The organism is Kribbella steppae (assembly GCF_004342025.1).
Classification (GTDB): Bacteria; Actinomycetota; Actinomycetes; order Propionibacteriales; family Kribbellaceae; genus Kribbella; species Kribbella steppae.
On record NZ_SLWN01000004.1, the window covers coordinates 100,982 to 117,864 of the forward strand.

The following is a 16,883-nucleotide window of genomic DNA, read 5'->3' on the forward strand; positions in this document are numbered from 1 at the left end:
CACCTTCAATCGACGTGGGGACTGTTTCGATGGACCAGACCGAACTCGCACGCGACGGCGGCACACCGGTGCGCTCCACCCCGCTGCCCTCGGTGATGGACGCCTCCGGCCGGCGCTTCGGCGACGAGGAGGTGAAGGCCGTCGAGCGGGTGCTCCGCAGTGGCATGCTGTCGGCCACCTGGGGCACCGAGGTTCCGGCGCTGGAGCAGGAGTTCGCGGAGGTCCTGGGTGCGGGGCACGCGGTCGCCTGCAGTTCCGGTACGGCGGCCCTGCACCTGGCGGTCGCCGCGGTCGACCCGGAGCCGGGTGACGAGATCATCACCACGCCGATCAGCGACATGGGCACGATCTTCCCGATCCTGATGCAGAATGCCGTACCGGTGTTCGCCGACGTGGACCCGATCACCGGCAACCTCGATCCGGCCACGGTCGCCGCCGCCATCACACCCCGGACCAAGGCGGTGCTCGCCGTCCACCTCTTCGGCAAGCCGGCACCGATCGTCGAGTTGCGGGAGCTGTGCGACCAGCACGGGATCGTGCTGATCGAGGACTGCGCGCAGGCCTATCTGGCACCGGTCGGTGACACGGTGGTCGGCCGGATCGGGCACATCGGCTGCTTCAGCCTGCAGCAGACCAAACACATCAGCGCGGGCGACGGCGGGCTGGTCGTCACCGAGGATGCGGCACTGGCCCGGCGGATGCGGTTGTTCGCCGACAAGGGCTGGCCGCGAGCCACCAACGAGCGGAACTACCTCTTCCTGGCGCTCAACTACCGCATGACCGAGCTGGTGGGCGCGGTCACGCGTGCGCAGCTGACGCGGCTGGCCGGCGTGATCGCAGATCGTCGTACGGCGGCTGCCCGGGCCACCGCCGGTATCGCCGACCTGGCCGGCGTCACGCCTCCGCCGGACTCGGGCGATCACGTCTACTGGCAGTACCCGCTGATCCTCGATCCCGAGGTCGCGGGCGATCTACACGAGTGGGCGACCGCATTGACCGCCGAGGGCATTCCGGCGAACGGCGGCTACCTGACGAGCCCGCTGTACGCCGCACCGGCACTGCGGGATCGGGTGACGTACGGGGACTCCCACTTCCCGTTGCAGGATGTCGAGTATCCGGACGGTCTGTGCCCGAACGCCGAGGAACTCATCAGCCATCGGCTGCTCGTCCTCCCATGGAACGAGAACTACACCAAGACAGACGTCGACGACATCGTCACCGCGATCCGCAAGGTCCATACCGCACTGTCTAAGGTGGCTGGATGAACGACGTACCCGTGCTGCTGGACTGCGATGTACTGGTCGGCCATGACGTGACGACGGGTCGATGGAGCCGGCCCGATGCGGTGCGCGACGTGATGAAGGCGACCGGGATCTCGGGTGGCGTGGTGTCCTCGCTGCGGGCGACGTACTTCGACGTACCGAGTGGGAACGACGAGGCGCTCGAGGTTGCTGGGAGCAACGGGTGGACGGTGTGCCCGGTGCTGGATCTGCGTGATGCGCTCGGTGCCGAGCGGGAGCTCGACCGGCTGCTGTCCGGTGCGGAGCGGCCGCGGGCGATCCGGTTGGCGCCGACATCGCAGGGAGTGGAGCCGGGGTTCCCGGCCTTCGAGCACGTCGTTCGGCTGCTGGTGGATGCCGGGCTGACGATTTTCACGGAGGGCGACGTACGGAAGGTGGGTCCGGCGTTCCGCGGGCTCGGGGCGCGGGTCGTGTTCCTCGACACGCACTTCTACTATCTCGGCGACTTCGTGGTGCTGGCGCGGGGTGAGGCCGGGTTCCACACGTCGACCCGGATGCTAACCGGGCCGGACTCGCTGGAGATCGTCGCGTCCGAGGTCGGGGCCGAGCGGCTGGTCCTGGGCTGCCGCACGCCGTTCCACGAAACCCAGGCGGTGGTCCGGCGCCTGTTGACCTCGAAACTCAGCCCGGCCGAGATCGCCCAGATCGGCAGCCACAACCTCACCCGCATCCTGGAGCAAGCATGATCATCGACGTGCACGCCCACTGGGGGCCGTGGTTCTTCTCCATGGATGTCGGCAGTGTGGCCGTGAACAGCGAACTGCTGGACCGGTTCGGGATCGACATCCAGCTCGTGTCCGCGATCGAGGCCATCGTGTACGACGCACCGGCCGGCAACCGATCGCTGGCGGCCCAGCTCCCGGCCGACCCGCGATTGCGCGGGATGCTCGTGGTCGACCCGCGCCGGCTGGACGAGGCCCGGACCGATCTCACCGAACTGCTCGGCGACGACGGCCGCTCCCGCTGGGTCGGCGCGAAGATCCACACCGAGTACAGCCGGACGCCGATCGACTCCCCCGGTATGCAGGCCGCAATCGAGCTCACCACCGAGTTCGGCCTGCCCACCCTGGTGCACACCTGGGGCGAGAACGTCCTCGACCTCGCCGACGTCGCCGCGAAGGTGCCGGGGGCGCGCGTGATCGCTGGTCACATGGGCGCGAACGGCTGGCCACTCGTCCCGGAGGCCGCGAGCCGCAGTGACCGGATCTGGTTCGAGCCGTGCTGGTCAGCCCCCGAGGCCGGCCGCATCCGCTGGATCCTGGACCGCATCGGCCCGTCCCGCCTGATGTTCGGCACCGACGCCACCCTGATCGACCCGTCGGTCGCCCTAGGCACCTTCGAAGCCGCCAACCTGAACCCCGCCGAACACGAAGCCATCATGAGCCACAACGCCCAGCAGCTCTTCAGCCTCTGACCTACTGGCCGACCGACCCCCGCGGCTGGATCTCAGGTTGGCGCGAGGAAGACCACGATGTCGGTCTCCGGGCCGTGCACCGGCGGTTCCTGCCAGCCGACGCGGCGGTAGAAGGCGATCGTGTCGTGCGCCTGGTCCCAGGTCAGGAGCCAGGCCCGTGGGTGCGCCTCGACGGCCGCCGCCAGCAACCGCCGGCCGAGTCCCGTCCCACGAGCGCTCTTCAGGACGCCGAGCTCGTCGATCTCGAACGCGCCGACCAGCAACTCCTCCACCTGCTGCGCCCCGAGGCGCTCGAGCACCTTCCCGTACGCGCGGTCGGTCCGGAAGGGTGACGGCGTCGTCCACCCGGTCACGAACCCTGCGATCGCCCCATCAGCCGACCGCTCCACCAGCGCCCGGAACCCGTCCCGCCGCGCATCACCGTCAAGGCGTGCCCGAAAGGCACGACGAGTCTCCTCCGGATCGCGATGCGACCACGGCGGCGCCGTGAACACCTCGACGTACGCGTCGGTCAACTCGTCGGCGATCTCGAGCACATCCGCCCCATAACTCTGCACCCGCCGAACCTACCCGTGCGACCGGTTCGCAGGTGCGGATGTTTAGCCGTGCGATCGGGGGAAATCGTTTCCTCGAATGACACCCAATGATTGCCGAAGCAGCTTGGGATGGGGTCTCATGCGGCGCTTGGTTGCCTTCTCCGGATTGGTCCTCCTCCTGTTCAGCCTGGGAGCCACGACCGCGTCCGCTCATGTGATCGCGTCCACCGGCTACTCGACGGTTCGCCAGACGGGCAGCCAGGTGACGTATCAGCTCAGCCTGGAGTACGCCGTGCTGGCGAGGGCCGTCGATCTCGGCGCACCGGCCACCGACGACGGGCAGCGGGCGCAAGCGCTGGACGCGGCCAAGCCGAAGCTGGAGGAGTACCTCCACGATCGCGTCGTCGTCTCGCTCGACGGCGCCGCGTGCGAGCCCGCGCTAAAGAGCACGTCCGTCGGCCAACGCGCGGAGAAGCCGTACGCCGACCTGGGCCTGATCTACTCCTGCCCCGGCGACACGGGCCGGTTCCAGCTGCGGTACGACGTCTTCGCCGACGCCGAGGCGGTCGCGGACGACCACACCAACGTGGTCGAGTACAGCTTCGGCGACGAGTCCGGGCGAACAGTCTTCAACCGGTCGCAGCACAACTTCACCGTCGGCGACAACACGCTCGCCTCGTCCAGCCTGCAGTTCGGGAAGATGGGCGTCGAGCACATCCTGCTCGGGCTGGACCACGTGCTGTTCGTGGTCGCCCTCATCCTCGGCGCGACCACGTTCCGAAGCCTGCTACAGGTCATCTCGATGTTCACCGTGGCGCACAGCGTCACCCTCGTCTCCACCCTCCTGGGCGGGATCTCGGTGCCGGCGGTGATCGTCGAGCCGCTGATCGCGCTGTCGATCGCCTTCGTCGCGGTCGAGAACCTGCTCGGCTCCACCCGCCACCGGCTGCCGGTGGTCTTCGGTTTCGGTCTTCTGCACGGTCTCGGCTTCGCCGGGTCCCTGCGGATCACCGATCAGGTCAGCCCGGAACTCCTCGTCTCGCTGCTGAGCTTCAACCTCGGTATCGAGACGGGTCAGGCGATGCTGCTGGTCGCCGTCTTCCCGCTGGTCCTGCTGATCCGCCGCAGCCGCCTCGCGGTCCCGGCGGTGCGTACGGCGACCGGGGTCGTCGCCGCCTTCGGCCTCTTCTGGTTCGTAGAAAGGTTCTTCCTCACTTGACGTCCTCCCCGCCGTGAACAACGAGGATTCCAGCCCAGCTACGCGGAGGTAGTGAGTTGAGGTTCACGCTTCACAGACACCCGTACCGGTTTGTCTCGGCGCGCGCTGACCGCCCGTCCGGCGGCGATGTTGACAGCGGCGTTCACGTCGGCGTGGTCGCTGTGGCCGCAGGACTGGCACCGGAACGCTTGGCTATCGCGGTTCCCGGGTGCACAGTGCCCGCAACGCGAACACGTCTGGCTCGTGTACGCCGCGTTGATCTTCTCGACCCGGCCGGCAGCCTTGTGTTCGAGCCGCTGGACCAGCAGTCCCCAGCCGTTGCTGAGGATGCCGCGGTTCAGCCCAGCCTTGGCGCGTCGCCGGTTCGCCAGGTAGCTACCCGGCTTGGCTGGGTCGGGCTTTGGTTTCGGCCGTCGCGTCATGTGCGCCACCCGGAGGTCTTCGACACGGATCACGTCGAAGCGGCGCGCAAGATCCGTGGACGTCTTCTCGACCCAGTCCTTGCGGCGATCCGCAGCCCGGGCGTGGATCTTCGCGATCGCGGCTTTCACGCGTTTCCCGCGGTTCGAGCCGCGCTGGGCTCTGGCGAGTCGCCGCTGAAGGTGCACCAGTCGCCGCTGCTCGGACTCGGAGAGTCCTGGGCAGTTGAGCAGTTCTCCGGTGGACAGCGCGGCGGACACGGTCACGCCGCGGTCAACACCGACGACCGCGCCGTTGCTGGGCGCGGGGACCGGGTCCGGTACGGCGGCGAACGCGATGTGCCAACGCCCGACGCGGTCACGGGTAATCCGGTACGACCTGGCGTCCGGCAGCGCCCGGCTTACCCGGAGCCGCACCCAACCGACCTTCGGGACCAGCACCCGCGCCCACTTGCCGCTCACCTGCTCAACCCGGCCGGCCTGCGCACCGACCACACGAAACCCTTCATGTCGTCCGGCTCTGCGCCACGTCGGGCGTCGATGACTGCCGGCGAAGTAGTTCCGGCGTGCTTGGTCGAAGTCCCGCAACGCCTGCTGCTGGACGGTTTGCGACCCGGCGCGCAGCCAGCCGAACGCGGCGCGCGCTTCGGTCAACTGCCGGGCCTGCTCGACAAACCCCGGCACGGAGCCTCTCTCGCGCCTCCACATCGACCACTGCTCAAGAGCCAGATTCCACACGAACCGCGCTTGCCCACACTGCGCCAGCAACCCAGCTGCCTGCACCGGCGTGGGAAACAAGCGATAACGAGACACAACTCCGATCCAACCAGCCATCGCTGACAGTTCGGCGACCAGTTCGAAGGGAGGGAGTCGCGGTTCCACCCGCCCGTAGAGGCAGGGCTTTCCCGCGACCTATCTCATGATCCGCCTGACCCGCTCGTCTCGCGATCAACAACCTGCCACCACCAGGTGGCACAGGATTCTGTACGGCGTGACCGGTGTGCTGACCGCACTGGTGATCGGCGTCCCGCTCAGCGGGGTGATCGCCGACGCCGTCGACGGCCCGAGTGCCACCATCTCCGGCACGGTCTTCGAGGACCGTGACAACGACGACCGGATCGACAGCGGTGAGCCGGCGCTGGCCGGTGTCAGCGTGTCCGACGGACAGCAGATCGTCGTGACCGACACCCAGGGCCGCTACACCCTCAACACCGACGTCGAGCGCCGTGACGTCGACCTGGTCTTCGTCACCCAGCCGGCCGGCTACTCGGTCGGCACCGACGCCACCATGACCGCGAAGTTCTACCGGAACCTCGGTCAGCTCGCCACCGGCGACGCGAAGGAGGTCAACTTCGGCCTCCGCAAGGACAAGGTGTCCGCGAACGGCGGATTCACCTTCGGCAACGTGGCCGACCCGCACGTCAACGCCCAGCTGGCCGAGCAGATCACCGAGATCAACACGACCCGCCAGCACCTCGCCTTCATCCAGGTCAGCGGCGACCTGACGAACAACGCGACCGACGCCGAGTTCGAGTTCTACAAGGCCGGCACCGCCCACTCGAAGGTCCCGGTCTGGCCGGCCGTCGGCAACCACGAGTACTCGGCGGGGTCGACGTACAAGGACCGGATCAACAACTACCGCAAGCACGTCGGGCCGGAGTGGTACTCCTTCGACTACAGCGACCGGCACTTCCTGGTGCTGGAGAACAACGGCGCCGCGCCGTTCGCCGAGCAGCTCGAATGGGCCAAGGCCGACCTCTCCCAGAACGTCAAGTCGGGCAAGAAGCTGGTCGTGCTGGCCCACCAGCCGATGAACGTCCCGTTCGGCTCGCCGTCGGTGTACGACGAGTACGGCAAGCTGCTCGAGCAGTACGGCGCCGAGCTGATGCTGGTCGGCCACGAGCACTCCAACGACGTGGAGCCGAAGAGCGACTTCGCCGGCACCGCGAAGCACGTGCAGACCGTGTCGAGCTCGTACACGATCGACAACTCGCCGCGCGGGTTCCGGTTCGTCAACATGGACAACAAGGCCTTCGACAACCCGTTCCGGCTGTACGGCGCCGAGAAGGACCTCACCATCGTGAGCCCGGCTCCCGGTACGTCGATCCCGCTCGACCGCTTCCCGGGTATCCAGGTGAACGCCTACGACACCAGCGACGCACCCAAGCAGGTCCGCTACCGCCTCGACAACGGCAGCTGGCTACCGCTCGAGTCCACCGGTGAGTTCACCTGGTACGGCGTACTGCCAAGCGGCGCCCGCATCGGCAAGCACACCATCACCGTGGAAGCCGCCGACAAGAGCGGCGCCACCTGGAAGCGCACGTCGACCTTCACCCTCACGAACGAGAAGGCGATCAAGCCGGTCGCGGGGGCCAACTGGTCCCAGCATCACGGCGACGCCGCCCACAGCGGTGTCTCCGCCGACGTCATCGCAGCGGGTCAGCGGCTCGCCTGGTCGTACCGCACGAAGGGCACGTTCCTGACCGGCTCCCCCGCGATCGTCGACGGGGTCGTGTACGCCGGTACGCGGGACGAGAACGGAGACGGCAACAGCGCCGTCCACGCGGTCTCGCTGGCGACGGGCAAGAAGCTGTGGAGTTACGCCGTACCGTCGTCGGTGCACGGCAGCGTCGCGGTGTCCGACGGGCTGGTCTACGTTCCGACGTTGCGCGGCACGCTGTTCGCCGTCGACGCCAAGACCGGGCAGCTCAAGTGGCAGAACGACCCGGGTCCGGCACCGGAGGGCAACAACCAGCGCACCTACGGGTACTACGGCGTGACGGTTGCCGACGGCAAGGTCCTGTACCCGTACCAGACCCGCCACGGCGAGGCGAGCCGCGGTCTGCTCGTCGCGCTCGACGCCAAGACGGGCACGCGGATCTGGGCGGCGCCGATGAGCGGCGCGACCATGAGCGACGGCACTCCGGTCGTCTCCGACGGTCATGTGTACGTCGGCAACGAGACAGCCGACCGGGTGATCTCGTACAACCTGCAGACGGGCGCTCAGGAATGGGTCGGGGCAGAGTCCCTCGGCGGCTGGCAGGACGGCATCCCGTCGGCCGCGGACGGCCGGGTCTTCATCGGCTCGGGCAACGGCATCATCGCTCGCAACGGCACCACCGGCGCGACGCTGTGGAGCTACCGCAGCTCCTGGCCGTCGTTGGTCAACGGCAACGCCACTCCGGCCGCGGCCGCTGTCAAGGGTGACGTGGTCTACATGGGCTTCCCGAGTGGTGAGGTTGCCGCGCTCAACGCCGGCACCGGCGCCGTCATCTGGAAGCGACTGCTGCCTGGCCAGCAGTACCGCGGTGGGTCGTTCACCTCGCCCGCGCTGAGTGGCAACACGCTGTTCGTCGGCTCCAACGGCGGCAGCTTCTACGCCCTCGACGCACGGACCGGTCAGCCGCTGTGGCAGCACGACCTCGGCACCTGGGTCTCGGCCGGCCCGGCGGTCAGCGGCAACACCGTCGTGGTCGGTGCGTTGGACGGCAACCTGTACGCCTTCACTCCCGGCGGTGTCGCGGCCAAGCCGTGGCCGGTCGTGTCCGGCAAGGTGACCAAGAAGGGCACCGGCGAGCCGCTCGCCTCGACTGCTGTCTCGCTGGTCCAGAACGGTACGGCGATCGCCTCCACCTCGACCGACACGGCCGGCAACTACCGGCTCGGCCTGGAGAAGGGCGCCGGCTCGTACACCATCCAGTCCGCGCAGCTCGGCTACGCAACGGCCGCCCGCGACATCACGGTCGGGGCAACCGGAGCATCGGGCATCGACCTCGAGATCTCCCCGGTCGCGGTCGACGCAAGTATCGGCAAGCGACTGCCGAGCGGCCTGGTCGAGGGCGGGCCCGACGACGTGGTGATCGAGAACAAGAAGCTGGCGCTCTCGGTCGCCAAGGTCTACAACGACCCGCAGCTGAACCTGTCGACCACGGGCAAGGTGCTGGACCTGGCGATCACCGGCCAGCCGGACCAGCTCGACTGGATCAACCTGCCGTACGTGAGTACGGCGGAACCGGTCGGCGGCAACTCGTGGCAACAGTTGCAGACCCGGTCGAACGACGTACAGATCGTCGAGAACACCGGCGAGAAGGCGGTGGTCCGGGTCACCGGCACCTCGGCGGAACACCCTGGTCTGAAGATCGTCACGACGTACACGGCGACACCGGACGAGGACTTCGTCACCGCGGCGACGACCTTCACGAACGACTCCGGTGCGGCGCTCTCGGTGTGGGCGGGTGACGCCATGGACCACGACGGCACCGGCTCGCGCTCGGCCGTGTCCGGCTACCCGGTGATCACCAGCGGCGGCCCGTTCAGCCAGGTACCGGACGCCAAGCGGTGGATCGGCCAGGCGGGTACCGGTCCGGACAACCAGACCTACGGGCTGGTCTACTCCACCGGCAGCGGTGCCTTCACCGGCTACTCGCAGAGCAACTTCACCATGAGCAAGTTCAAGCTCGACCTGCCCGCCGGCAGGGACCACACCATCACCCGGCGCATCGTTGCAGCCAGCAACGGAGGCGCCGCCGACAAGTTCGCCGTCCTGAACCAGTTCGCCTTCTGACCTGACGCCGCTGCGTCCGAAGAGCTGAGGCCTGGAGCGCTCGGATCTTCGGACGCCGGCGGATTTGTTAGCGTTGCGTGTGGCCAGGCGCGAGGAGTTGCGGGAGTTTCTGCGCGCTCGGCGAGCGGCGGTGTCGCCGGGTGAGGTGGGGCTGCCGGACGTCGGCAAACGCCGTACGCCGGGGCTGCGGCGGGAGGAGGTCGCGTCGCTGGCCGGGGTCGGGGTGTCGTGGTACACCTGGCTCGAGCAGGGGCGGGACATCAACGTGTCGGGCGAGGTGCTCGACGCGATCAGCAAGGCGCTGCGGCTGAGCGAGCCGGAGCGGTCGCATCTCTATCTGCTGGCTGGTCTCAATCCGCCGGTCCGGTCAGCCACGGTCGGCGCAGTCACGGAAGAACTGCGGCGCCTGGTCGACGCCTGGTCCCCGCGGCCGGCGATCCTGCGGGATCAGTACTGGAACCTGCTGGCGATCAACGACGCGACCCGGACGGTCTTCGGGTACGACGACACCGACCACAACTGCCTGATCTCGTTCTTCACCAACGCCGGTACCGCGGGATGCACGTCCACTGGGCATCGGTCGCGCCGGCCGTCGTCGCGGCGTTCCGGGCGGATGCGGCGCGGGCTCCTGAGGATCCCGAGTTCCGGCGGGTGGTGGACGAGCTCAGTGCGGCGAGTACGGAGTTCGCCGAGTTGTGGGCGCGCCAGGAGGTCGGCGTACCAGGGCAGGCGGTCAAGGCGGTGGACCATCCGGAGGCCGGTGAGCTGTTCTTCGACCTCACGACGCTGACGGTGGCCGACCACCCCGACTGGTATCTGGAGCTCTACGTCCCGCGGCCTGCCTAGGGTGGTGGTGCGGGACCCAGGTTCACTGCACACTGGTTGCCCGGCGCAACAACCGGCACGCTGGACGGCATGACTCACCGTTTCGAAGACAAGATCGCGCTCATCACTGGAGGCTCCAGCGGAATGGGCCTGGCCGCGGCTCGCCAGCTGCTGGCCGAGGGCGCCCACGTTGTCATCACCGGCCGCGACAAGACCCGTCTCGACGCCGCCGCTGACGACCTCCGCGGCACCACGATCCCGACGGACCGAGTCACCGCGATCCCGGCCGATCAGGGCGTCGCGGGCACGTCCGACCGGGTCGTCGCGGTCGCCGGGGATGCGGCGAGCCTGGCCGATCTCGACACCCTCGTCGCCACCGTCCGGGATCGGTTCGGGCGCCTCGACGTGGTCTTCGCCAACGCGGGTGTCGCCGCGTTCGAGCCGGCCGAGCAGACCAGCGAGGCCGAGTTCGACCGGGTCGTGGACATCAACTTCAAGGGCGTGTTCTTCACCGTGCAGAAGCTGAGCCCACTCCTGTCCGACGGCGCGGCGGTGGTCATCAACGCCTCGTGGACCATCCAGCGCGGCCTCGCGGGCGCGTCCGTCTACGCGGCAACGAAGGCGGCCGTGCACAACCTGACCCACACCTTCGCTGCCGAACTGGCGCCTCGCCGGATCCGGGTCAACTCGGTCAGCCCCGGCTACATCGAGACCCCGATGTTCCACGACAACGTCACTCCCGAGGCGCACGCGGCCGTCGTCGCAGCCGTCCCCGCCGGTCGCATCGGCACCGCCGAGGACGTCGCCGCCGCGGTCGCCTTCCTCGCCTCCGAGGAGGCGTCGTACATCAACGGCCAGGACCTGATCATCGACGGCGGCCTGGTCACCGCCGGCGCCCCGGTCTGATCAGCTCACCTGGCAGGCGTCGTAGACCCGACTGACCTGTTCCCGGCCGAGGTCGGCTGACCCATGCGGAGGCGGGCCGGCGGATCCGGCCGCTCTCACTCGGTCGGACGCCGCCGGCGGGCTCAGGTGGTGGTTACCCGGTCGTGACGGGCGCTGGATCGGCGGCGATGGTCTCCAGTTCGTTGCGGAACTGCGGCAGCATCCAGCGCAGCGGCTGGTCCAGGACGCGGCCGATCGTGGCCTCGTCGACATGCAGGAGGTCGGCGATGCGGGTCAGAGCGTCCGGCTCGTCGACCGCGGCGTACAGCAGATGGACCACCTCGTGCCGGTGCGCGAACACCGCGAGCGCCGCGGCCGCCAAACCCGGATCGATCTCCGGCGGACTCGTGATTTCCCCGTGAACAGTCACAACATCACAACCTGACAAAACACCGATCGGTTACGTGCGAGGTCGGTTTCAGCCTGGGAGCCAGCCGACTTTCCCGATCAGGTACGTCGCCCCGACCAGCGCGCCGATGTCGATCAGGGTGTGGGCCACGACCAGCGGCATCACCCGCCCCCAGCGGCGGTAGAGGTAGCAGAAGATCACGCCCATGATCACGTTGCCGAAGAACCCACCGAGGCCCTGGTACAGGTGGTACGACCCCCGCAGCAGCGCGCTGGCCGCCGTACTGGCGCCCACCGACCACCCGAGTTGGTCCAGCCGCCGGTTCAGGTAGGCCAGCACGATGACTTCCTCGAGGATGGCGTTCTGGGCCGCCACCAGGATCAGGATCGGGATCCGCCACCAGATGTCCGGCAGCCGGGCCGGGTCGACGGTCAGGTTCACGCCGGTCGCGTAGGCGGCGAGGTAGAAGGCCAGGCCGGCCCCGCCGATGGCCGCGGCAACCGCTGTCCCCCGCCCGAGGTCGCGGAGCCGGTCACTCAGGTCGAACCCCAGGGTGCGCATCGTCTCGCCGCCGCGGGCCATGAAGTGGGCGACCAGCGCGACCGGTACGAGTGCCGTCGCGACGGCGAAGAGCTGCCAGGTCAGGTCCAGCCACGGCCGGCCCGGCGCTCGCGACTCGACAATGACCGCGGTCTGCCCGCTGATCGGCTTCGCCGACGTGAGCACCCCGATGAATGAGATGATCGCCGACAGCCCGGACGCCCCGAGCGACAACGCCAGGACCAGCCAGACTTCCTTCGTCAGCACCCTTCGGTCGACCACCGGAGCCGCCGCCGGTTCGGCGGCCTCGTCCGCGGAGCTTGTCATGCCCCAACTATCCCGCGCCCGCCAACCGGCGCCGTGCTCTCCCGGACGACGAGGTGCGGGGCGAGGGAGATCACGTCCGACGCCTCGCGAGCGCTCGGGGGCACCGACTCGCTGGCGAGGGCTGGTGGGGACGACCCGAGCAGAGCGCTGATCGCCTCCTCGGCCAACCGGTCGATCGGGAAGGCGACCGTGGTCAGGGCCGGCCGCGCCTCACCGGCCGGGCTGATGTCGTCGATCCCGATGACGGAGAGGTCGTCCGGGATCCGCCGTCCCAGTGCGGCGGCCGCCTGCAGGACGCCGAGCGCCAGCAGGTCGTGGGTCGCGATCGCCGCGGTCACCTCGGGGTGATCGGTCAGGATCCGGGTCGCCGCCTCGAAGCCGCCGTACTGCGACTTGGTCGGCGTCGCCCCGATCCGCGCCGGCCGGATCGCGATCGACCCCTCGGCCAGCGCACGCTCAGCGCCCCGCAGCCGCACCTCGTGCGCCGGCAACTCGCCGATCACCGCGATCTCCCGGTGCCGGAGATCCCGCAGGTGCGCACCGGCCAGGTAGCCGGCCTGACCGTGGTCGAAGGTCACCACCGGCGTCGCGTCCGGGATCGCGGTCTCGGATCCGCACAGCACGAACGGAACGCCCAGTTGCCGGACCAGGTCCAGGTGGCGGCTGACGTTGCCGTCGTCGAACAGGATCAGCCCGTCGATGTAGCGCCGTTTGAGAGTCAGGAGCTGCTTGGTCGCACGGTCCGGATCGCCGTCCGTCGTACACAGGGCGATGCCGTAGCCGTCGACCTCGAGGCCGCGCTCGAGGCGGGTGATCAGCTCGGTGTAGAACGGGTTCGCCAGTGTGGGTACGACGAGGCCGATCATCATCGTCCGGCCGGTGGCCAGGCCGCGGGCAAGCAGACTCGGGGTGTAGCCGAGCTCGGCGATCGCCTGCTCGACTCGGGCCCGGGTGTCGGCCTTCACCACTGGGCGCTGGTTGATGACATTCGACACCGTCTGCTTGGTGACTCCGGCCCGGAGCGCGACGTCCTTGATCGTGACCACTGGCAGCTCCCCTCGACGACCGGTCCAATGATCGGCCCCCGAGGACCCCGAACACCAGCATTCGAACGATCGAAACGGTCCGAAATTTTCGGTCGGAGGCGGTCTGTTGACCGGTCCAAGGCCGCCCGGCAAGGTGAGTGCCGCCGTCCCCCACCGCCCCAGGAGAGCTTCATGGTGAACCCGGTCCTGAACCGCCGCACCCTGCTGATCGCCACCGGCGGATCGATCGCCGCCGCGCAACTCTCCTCCACGAGGTCAGCGGCAACCGTGACCCCAGCCGGAGCCTTCGCCCATCCCGGTCTCCTCCACTCCGCAGAGGACCTCGACCGCATGCGCACCGCCGTCGCCGCGCAGCAGGCCCCCCTGTACGACGGCTTCCTCGCCCTCGCCGCACACGCCAGGTCGTCGTCCGACTATGTGGTCCGCAACGCCGGGCACATCACCTCGTGGGGTCGCGGACCGGCCAACTTCATGGCCGAGGCGGTCAGCGACTCGTGCGCCGCGTACCAGAACGCGCTGATGTGGTGCTCCACCGGCGACGTCCGGCACGCCGACAAGGCCCGCGACATCCTGAACGCCTGGTCCGCGAGCCTCGAAGCGATCACCGGCGCGGACGGGCAACTGGGGTCGGGCCTGCAGGGCTTCAAGTTCGTCAACGCGGCCGAACTCCTCTGCCACAGCGGGTACGACGGCTGGGCACCGGCCGACGTCGAGCGCTGCCGAGACTCCTTCCGCACGGTCTGGTACCGCTCCTTCGCCGGTACGGCGCTGTTTGCCAACGGCAACTGGGATGTCGCCGCGCTGCAGGCGATCGTCGGCATCGCGGTGTTCTGCGACGACCGGGTGATGTTCGAGGACGCCGTTCGGTACACCGTCGCCGGCGCGGGCAACGGCCGGATCGAACACATCGTGGTCGAGGCGAGCGGCCAGGGGCAGGAGAGCGGACGGAGCCAGGCCTACGCCCAGCTGGCTTTGGGGCTGCTCGCGAACACCGCCATGGTTGCCTGGAACCAGGGCGTCGATCTGTTCGGTCACAGCGACGACCGCATCCTGAAGGGCTTCGAGTACACCGCTCGCTACAACCTCGGCGACGACACCGTCCCGTTCGTCACGGATCTCGATCGCACCGGCAAGTACCTCAAGACGGCCATCGCCACCGGCAACCGCGGGCAGTTCCAGCCGATCTACGAGCTTGCCTATGGGCACTATGTCGGTCGCCGCGGCCTCCAGGCGCCGTACCTCGAGCAAGTGATCTTCCGCAACGGCACCCGGTTCGTCGAAGGCGCCAACGACGACCACCCGGGCTTCGGCACCCTGACTCACGCCGGTTCGACGCCGTCCGCGCCGACCTCGGTCCCCGGAATCCCGTCGGGTCTGACCGCCCACAGCGATGCGACCGGCGTCGTCCTGACCTGGGCCCGGTCGGTCAACGCGACGAGCTACACGGTGAGACGCGACTCCACCACGATCGCGACCGGCCTCACCTCAACGACGTACACGGACAGTACGGCGAGGCAGCCGGACCGCACCTATCACTACACAGTCGAGGCAACCAACGCCGTCGGGACCAGCGCCGAGTCACTGCCGGTCACGACTCAGAGATTGCCCTGGGCAAGCAAGGACATCGGGGCGATCCGTGCTGGACGAACGGACTTCGACGGTCAGACCTTGACCATCGAAGCCGCCGGCACCGACATCAGCGACAGCTTCCGCTTCGTCTACCTCCCGATGTTCGGCGACGGCACGGTCACCGCTCGCGTCGTCCACCCGGTGAGTTCGCAGTACGCGACCCTCGGCGTGATGATGCGTCAGTCGCTGAATCCCAGCTCCGCCCACGCATCCATGCTCCTCAAGGGCCTCCCCCTCCACACCTGGAGCGGCGTCTGGACAGTCAGACCGACCACCGCTGCTCCGACCGCAGGCACCGGCAGCTCGCTCGTCCCGCCGACACAGCAGCAGGCCATCACCGTCAACGCAGGCTTCCCGATCTCCAACCTCGGCACGCTTCCCACGTCCGCGACCCCACTCCCGGCGCCGTACGTCGAAGCAGCCAGCGACGGCTACCGACTGCGCCGTCCGTACTGGGTCCGCATCGTCCGCAAGGGCACCACGTTCACCGGCTCGATCTCCCCCGATGGCACGACCTGGACCGAGGTCGGCTCATCCAAGCTCCAGCTCGGCCCGCAGTTGTACGTCGGCATCGCCGTCTGCGGCAGCCTCGGTGACAGCGAGACGACCACGGCAGCCTTCGACAACATCACCGCCCCGGGCTGGTCGGTAGGACGCCCGGATGCGCCCGTCGGCCACCTCACGGCCAGGAGTGCGACGAGCGCGATCGAGCTCGCGTGGACCGATCTGGACGTGTCCGCCACCTACACAGTCCGACGCAGCTCGGGTGGCGCATTCCAGGTGATCGCGACAGACGTTTCCGGCTTCGGTGTGGAGACCCGCTATCGCGACGCGACCGGCGTGCCGGGTACGACGTACCGCTACGTGGTCGCAAAGACCGACGGCTCGGGCTCCAACGTGGCCACCGCCAAGATGCCAACGCCGCCCGCTCCCGCGATCACCAGTGCCACCACTGCCTACGCCAACATCGGCACCACCTTCCGATACCGAATTGCCGCCACCAACGACCCGACGACCTACCAAGCTACCGGTCTCCGCCGCGGTCTCTCCGTCGACGCACGCACCGGCATCATCTCCGGAAAGCCTTCTGAACAAGGGCCTTTCACCATCGACGTCCAAGCCCGCAACGCGACCGCGAAAGCGACAGCACCCGTCACGCTGACGGTCACCGCACCGCCACCCGAGCCGTGGACCTACCGCGACATCGGCGACTACGTGCTGGACGAGCGCCAACTCGCCACCTACAGCGCAGTCGCGATCCGCACCCCCGGCATCACCAGCTACGAGGCCGGCCGCTTCACCGTCCGCGGCGCCGGCGTCGACCTCAACGTCATCAACCAGGGCATGACTGCCCAGTACGTGTCCCAGCTCGTGACCGGCGACCGCGCCATCACCGCCCGCGTCCTGAGCAGCGACACCGGCGGCCGGATCGGCCTGATCATGACCAAGTCGCTGTCGCCGTTCGACCAGTCGGCCGGCCTGATCCTGACCGGCGACAAACAGCAGTTCGTACGACGCCTGCGCGTGGCAACCAGTCTCGTCACGACCGAAACCGTCGGCACCGCGGGATGGCTACGCCTCCGACGGATCGGCGCCGCCTTCAGTGCCGAGATCTCCGCCGACGGCCAGACCTGGACCCCGCTCGGTGAGCCCGTCGCCATCCCCGGCTTCGGCGATGCGCCGTACCACGCCGGCCTCGCGGTCGTGTCCCGCAACCCGTTCGTCCTGAACACGACTGTCTTCGACAACGTGTCCGTCAGCTAAGGAGC

12 protein-coding genes and 1 pseudogene are annotated in these 16,883 nt (G+C 68.6%); 8 read left to right on the plus strand and 5 right to left on the minus strand.

Features of this window, described 5'->3' with window-relative positions; all coding sequences use genetic code 11:
* Positions 1-29: 29 nt before the first annotated feature.
* Genes EV652_RS12565 through EV652_RS12575 form a run of 3 tightly spaced genes read left to right on the plus strand, consistent with a single transcriptional unit; the run spans position 30 to position 2,715 of the window.
* Positions 30-1,265 carry a DegT/DnrJ/EryC1/StrS family aminotransferase gene (locus EV652_RS12565; protein WP_132209276.1) on the plus strand — a complete coding sequence of 412 codons (1,236 nt, stop codon included), beginning with the start codon at positions 30-32 and terminating at the stop codon, positions 1,263-1,265.
* On the plus strand, positions 1,262-1,987 hold the full coding sequence (locus EV652_RS12570; protein ID WP_132209277.1) for a hypothetical protein: 726 nt from the start codon (positions 1,262-1,264) through the stop codon (positions 1,985-1,987). Before EV652_RS12565 ends, EV652_RS12570 begins: the two co-directional genes overlap by 4 nt.
* Entirely contained in the window at positions 1,984-2,715 is a 732-nt protein-coding gene (locus EV652_RS12575; RefSeq protein WP_132209278.1) for an amidohydrolase family protein, read from the plus strand. The genes EV652_RS12570 and EV652_RS12575 overlap by 4 nt, the downstream gene beginning before the upstream one ends.
* Positions 2,716-2,747: 32 nt before the next feature.
* Here EV652_RS12575 and EV652_RS12580 read toward each other — a convergent pair whose 3' ends face one another.
* Complete coding sequence (locus tag EV652_RS12580) at positions 2,748-3,272, minus strand: GNAT family N-acetyltransferase (protein ID WP_132209279.1); 525 nt, start codon at positions 3,270-3,272, stop codon at positions 2,748-2,750.
* A gap of 118 nt (positions 3,273-3,390) precedes the next feature.
* On the opposite strand from EV652_RS12580, the gene EV652_RS12585 reads away from it, so the two are divergent.
* Positions 3,391-4,470, plus strand: coding sequence for a HupE/UreJ family protein (locus EV652_RS12585; protein WP_132209280.1), 1,080 nt, complete (start codon positions 3,391-3,393; stop codon positions 4,468-4,470).
* A 38-nt stretch (positions 4,471-4,508) separates the two neighbouring features.
* On the opposite strand, the gene EV652_RS12590 is transcribed toward EV652_RS12585, so the two are convergent.
* Positions 4,509-5,723, minus strand: coding sequence for an RNA-guided endonuclease InsQ/TnpB family protein (locus EV652_RS12590; RefSeq protein WP_242001717.1), 1,215 nt, complete (start codon positions 5,721-5,723; stop codon positions 4,509-4,511).
* A gap of 157 nt (positions 5,724-5,880) precedes the next feature.
* On the opposite strand from EV652_RS12590, the gene EV652_RS12595 reads away from it, so the two are divergent.
* The 3 genes and pseudogenes from EV652_RS12595 to EV652_RS12605 all read left to right on the plus strand — a co-directional run bounded on the left by EV652_RS12595 (position 5,881) and on the right by EV652_RS12605 (position 11,184).
* Positions 5,881-9,453 carry an outer membrane protein assembly factor BamB family protein gene (locus EV652_RS12595; RefSeq protein WP_158441151.1) on the plus strand — a complete coding sequence of 1,191 codons (3,573 nt, stop codon included), beginning with the start codon at positions 5,881-5,883 and terminating at the stop codon, positions 9,451-9,453.
* Between the two features lie 145 nt (positions 9,454-9,598).
* Positions 9,599-10,299 (plus strand): annotated as a pseudogene (locus EV652_RS12600) (helix-turn-helix transcriptional regulator).
* 69 nt (positions 10,300-10,368) lie between these two features.
* On the plus strand, positions 10,369-11,184 hold the full coding sequence (locus tag EV652_RS12605; protein ID WP_132209283.1) for a glucose 1-dehydrogenase: 816 nt from the start codon (positions 10,369-10,371) through the stop codon (positions 11,182-11,184).
* Positions 11,185-11,317: 133 nt separating this feature from the next.
* Here the strand turns inward: EV652_RS12605 and EV652_RS12610 are convergent, their stop codons facing one another.
* The 3 genes from EV652_RS12610 to EV652_RS12620 are packed head-to-tail and all read right to left on the minus strand — an operon-like array spanning position 11,318 to position 13,485.
* Complete coding sequence (locus EV652_RS12610) at positions 11,318-11,593, minus strand: hypothetical protein (protein ID WP_132209284.1); 276 nt, start codon at positions 11,591-11,593, stop codon at positions 11,318-11,320.
* A gap of 48 nt (positions 11,594-11,641) precedes the next feature.
* A complete protein-coding gene (locus EV652_RS12615; RefSeq protein ID WP_132209285.1) occupies positions 11,642-12,439 on the minus strand; it encodes a CPBP family intramembrane glutamic endopeptidase in 798 nt (265 codons plus the stop codon).
* Positions 12,436-13,485, minus strand: a complete 1,050-nt coding sequence (locus EV652_RS12620; protein WP_132209286.1) for a LacI family DNA-binding transcriptional regulator — start codon at positions 13,483-13,485, stop codon at positions 12,436-12,438. The genes EV652_RS12615 and EV652_RS12620 overlap by 4 nt, the downstream gene beginning before the upstream one ends.
* 171 nt (positions 13,486-13,656) lie before the next feature.
* Here EV652_RS12620 and EV652_RS12625 point away from each other — a divergent pair, with 171 nt between their 5' ends.
* Positions 13,657-16,878, plus strand: coding sequence for an alginate lyase family protein (locus tag EV652_RS12625; protein ID WP_132209287.1), 3,222 nt, complete (start codon positions 13,657-13,659; stop codon positions 16,876-16,878).
* The last annotated feature ends 5 nt before the right edge of the window (positions 16,879-16,883 follow it).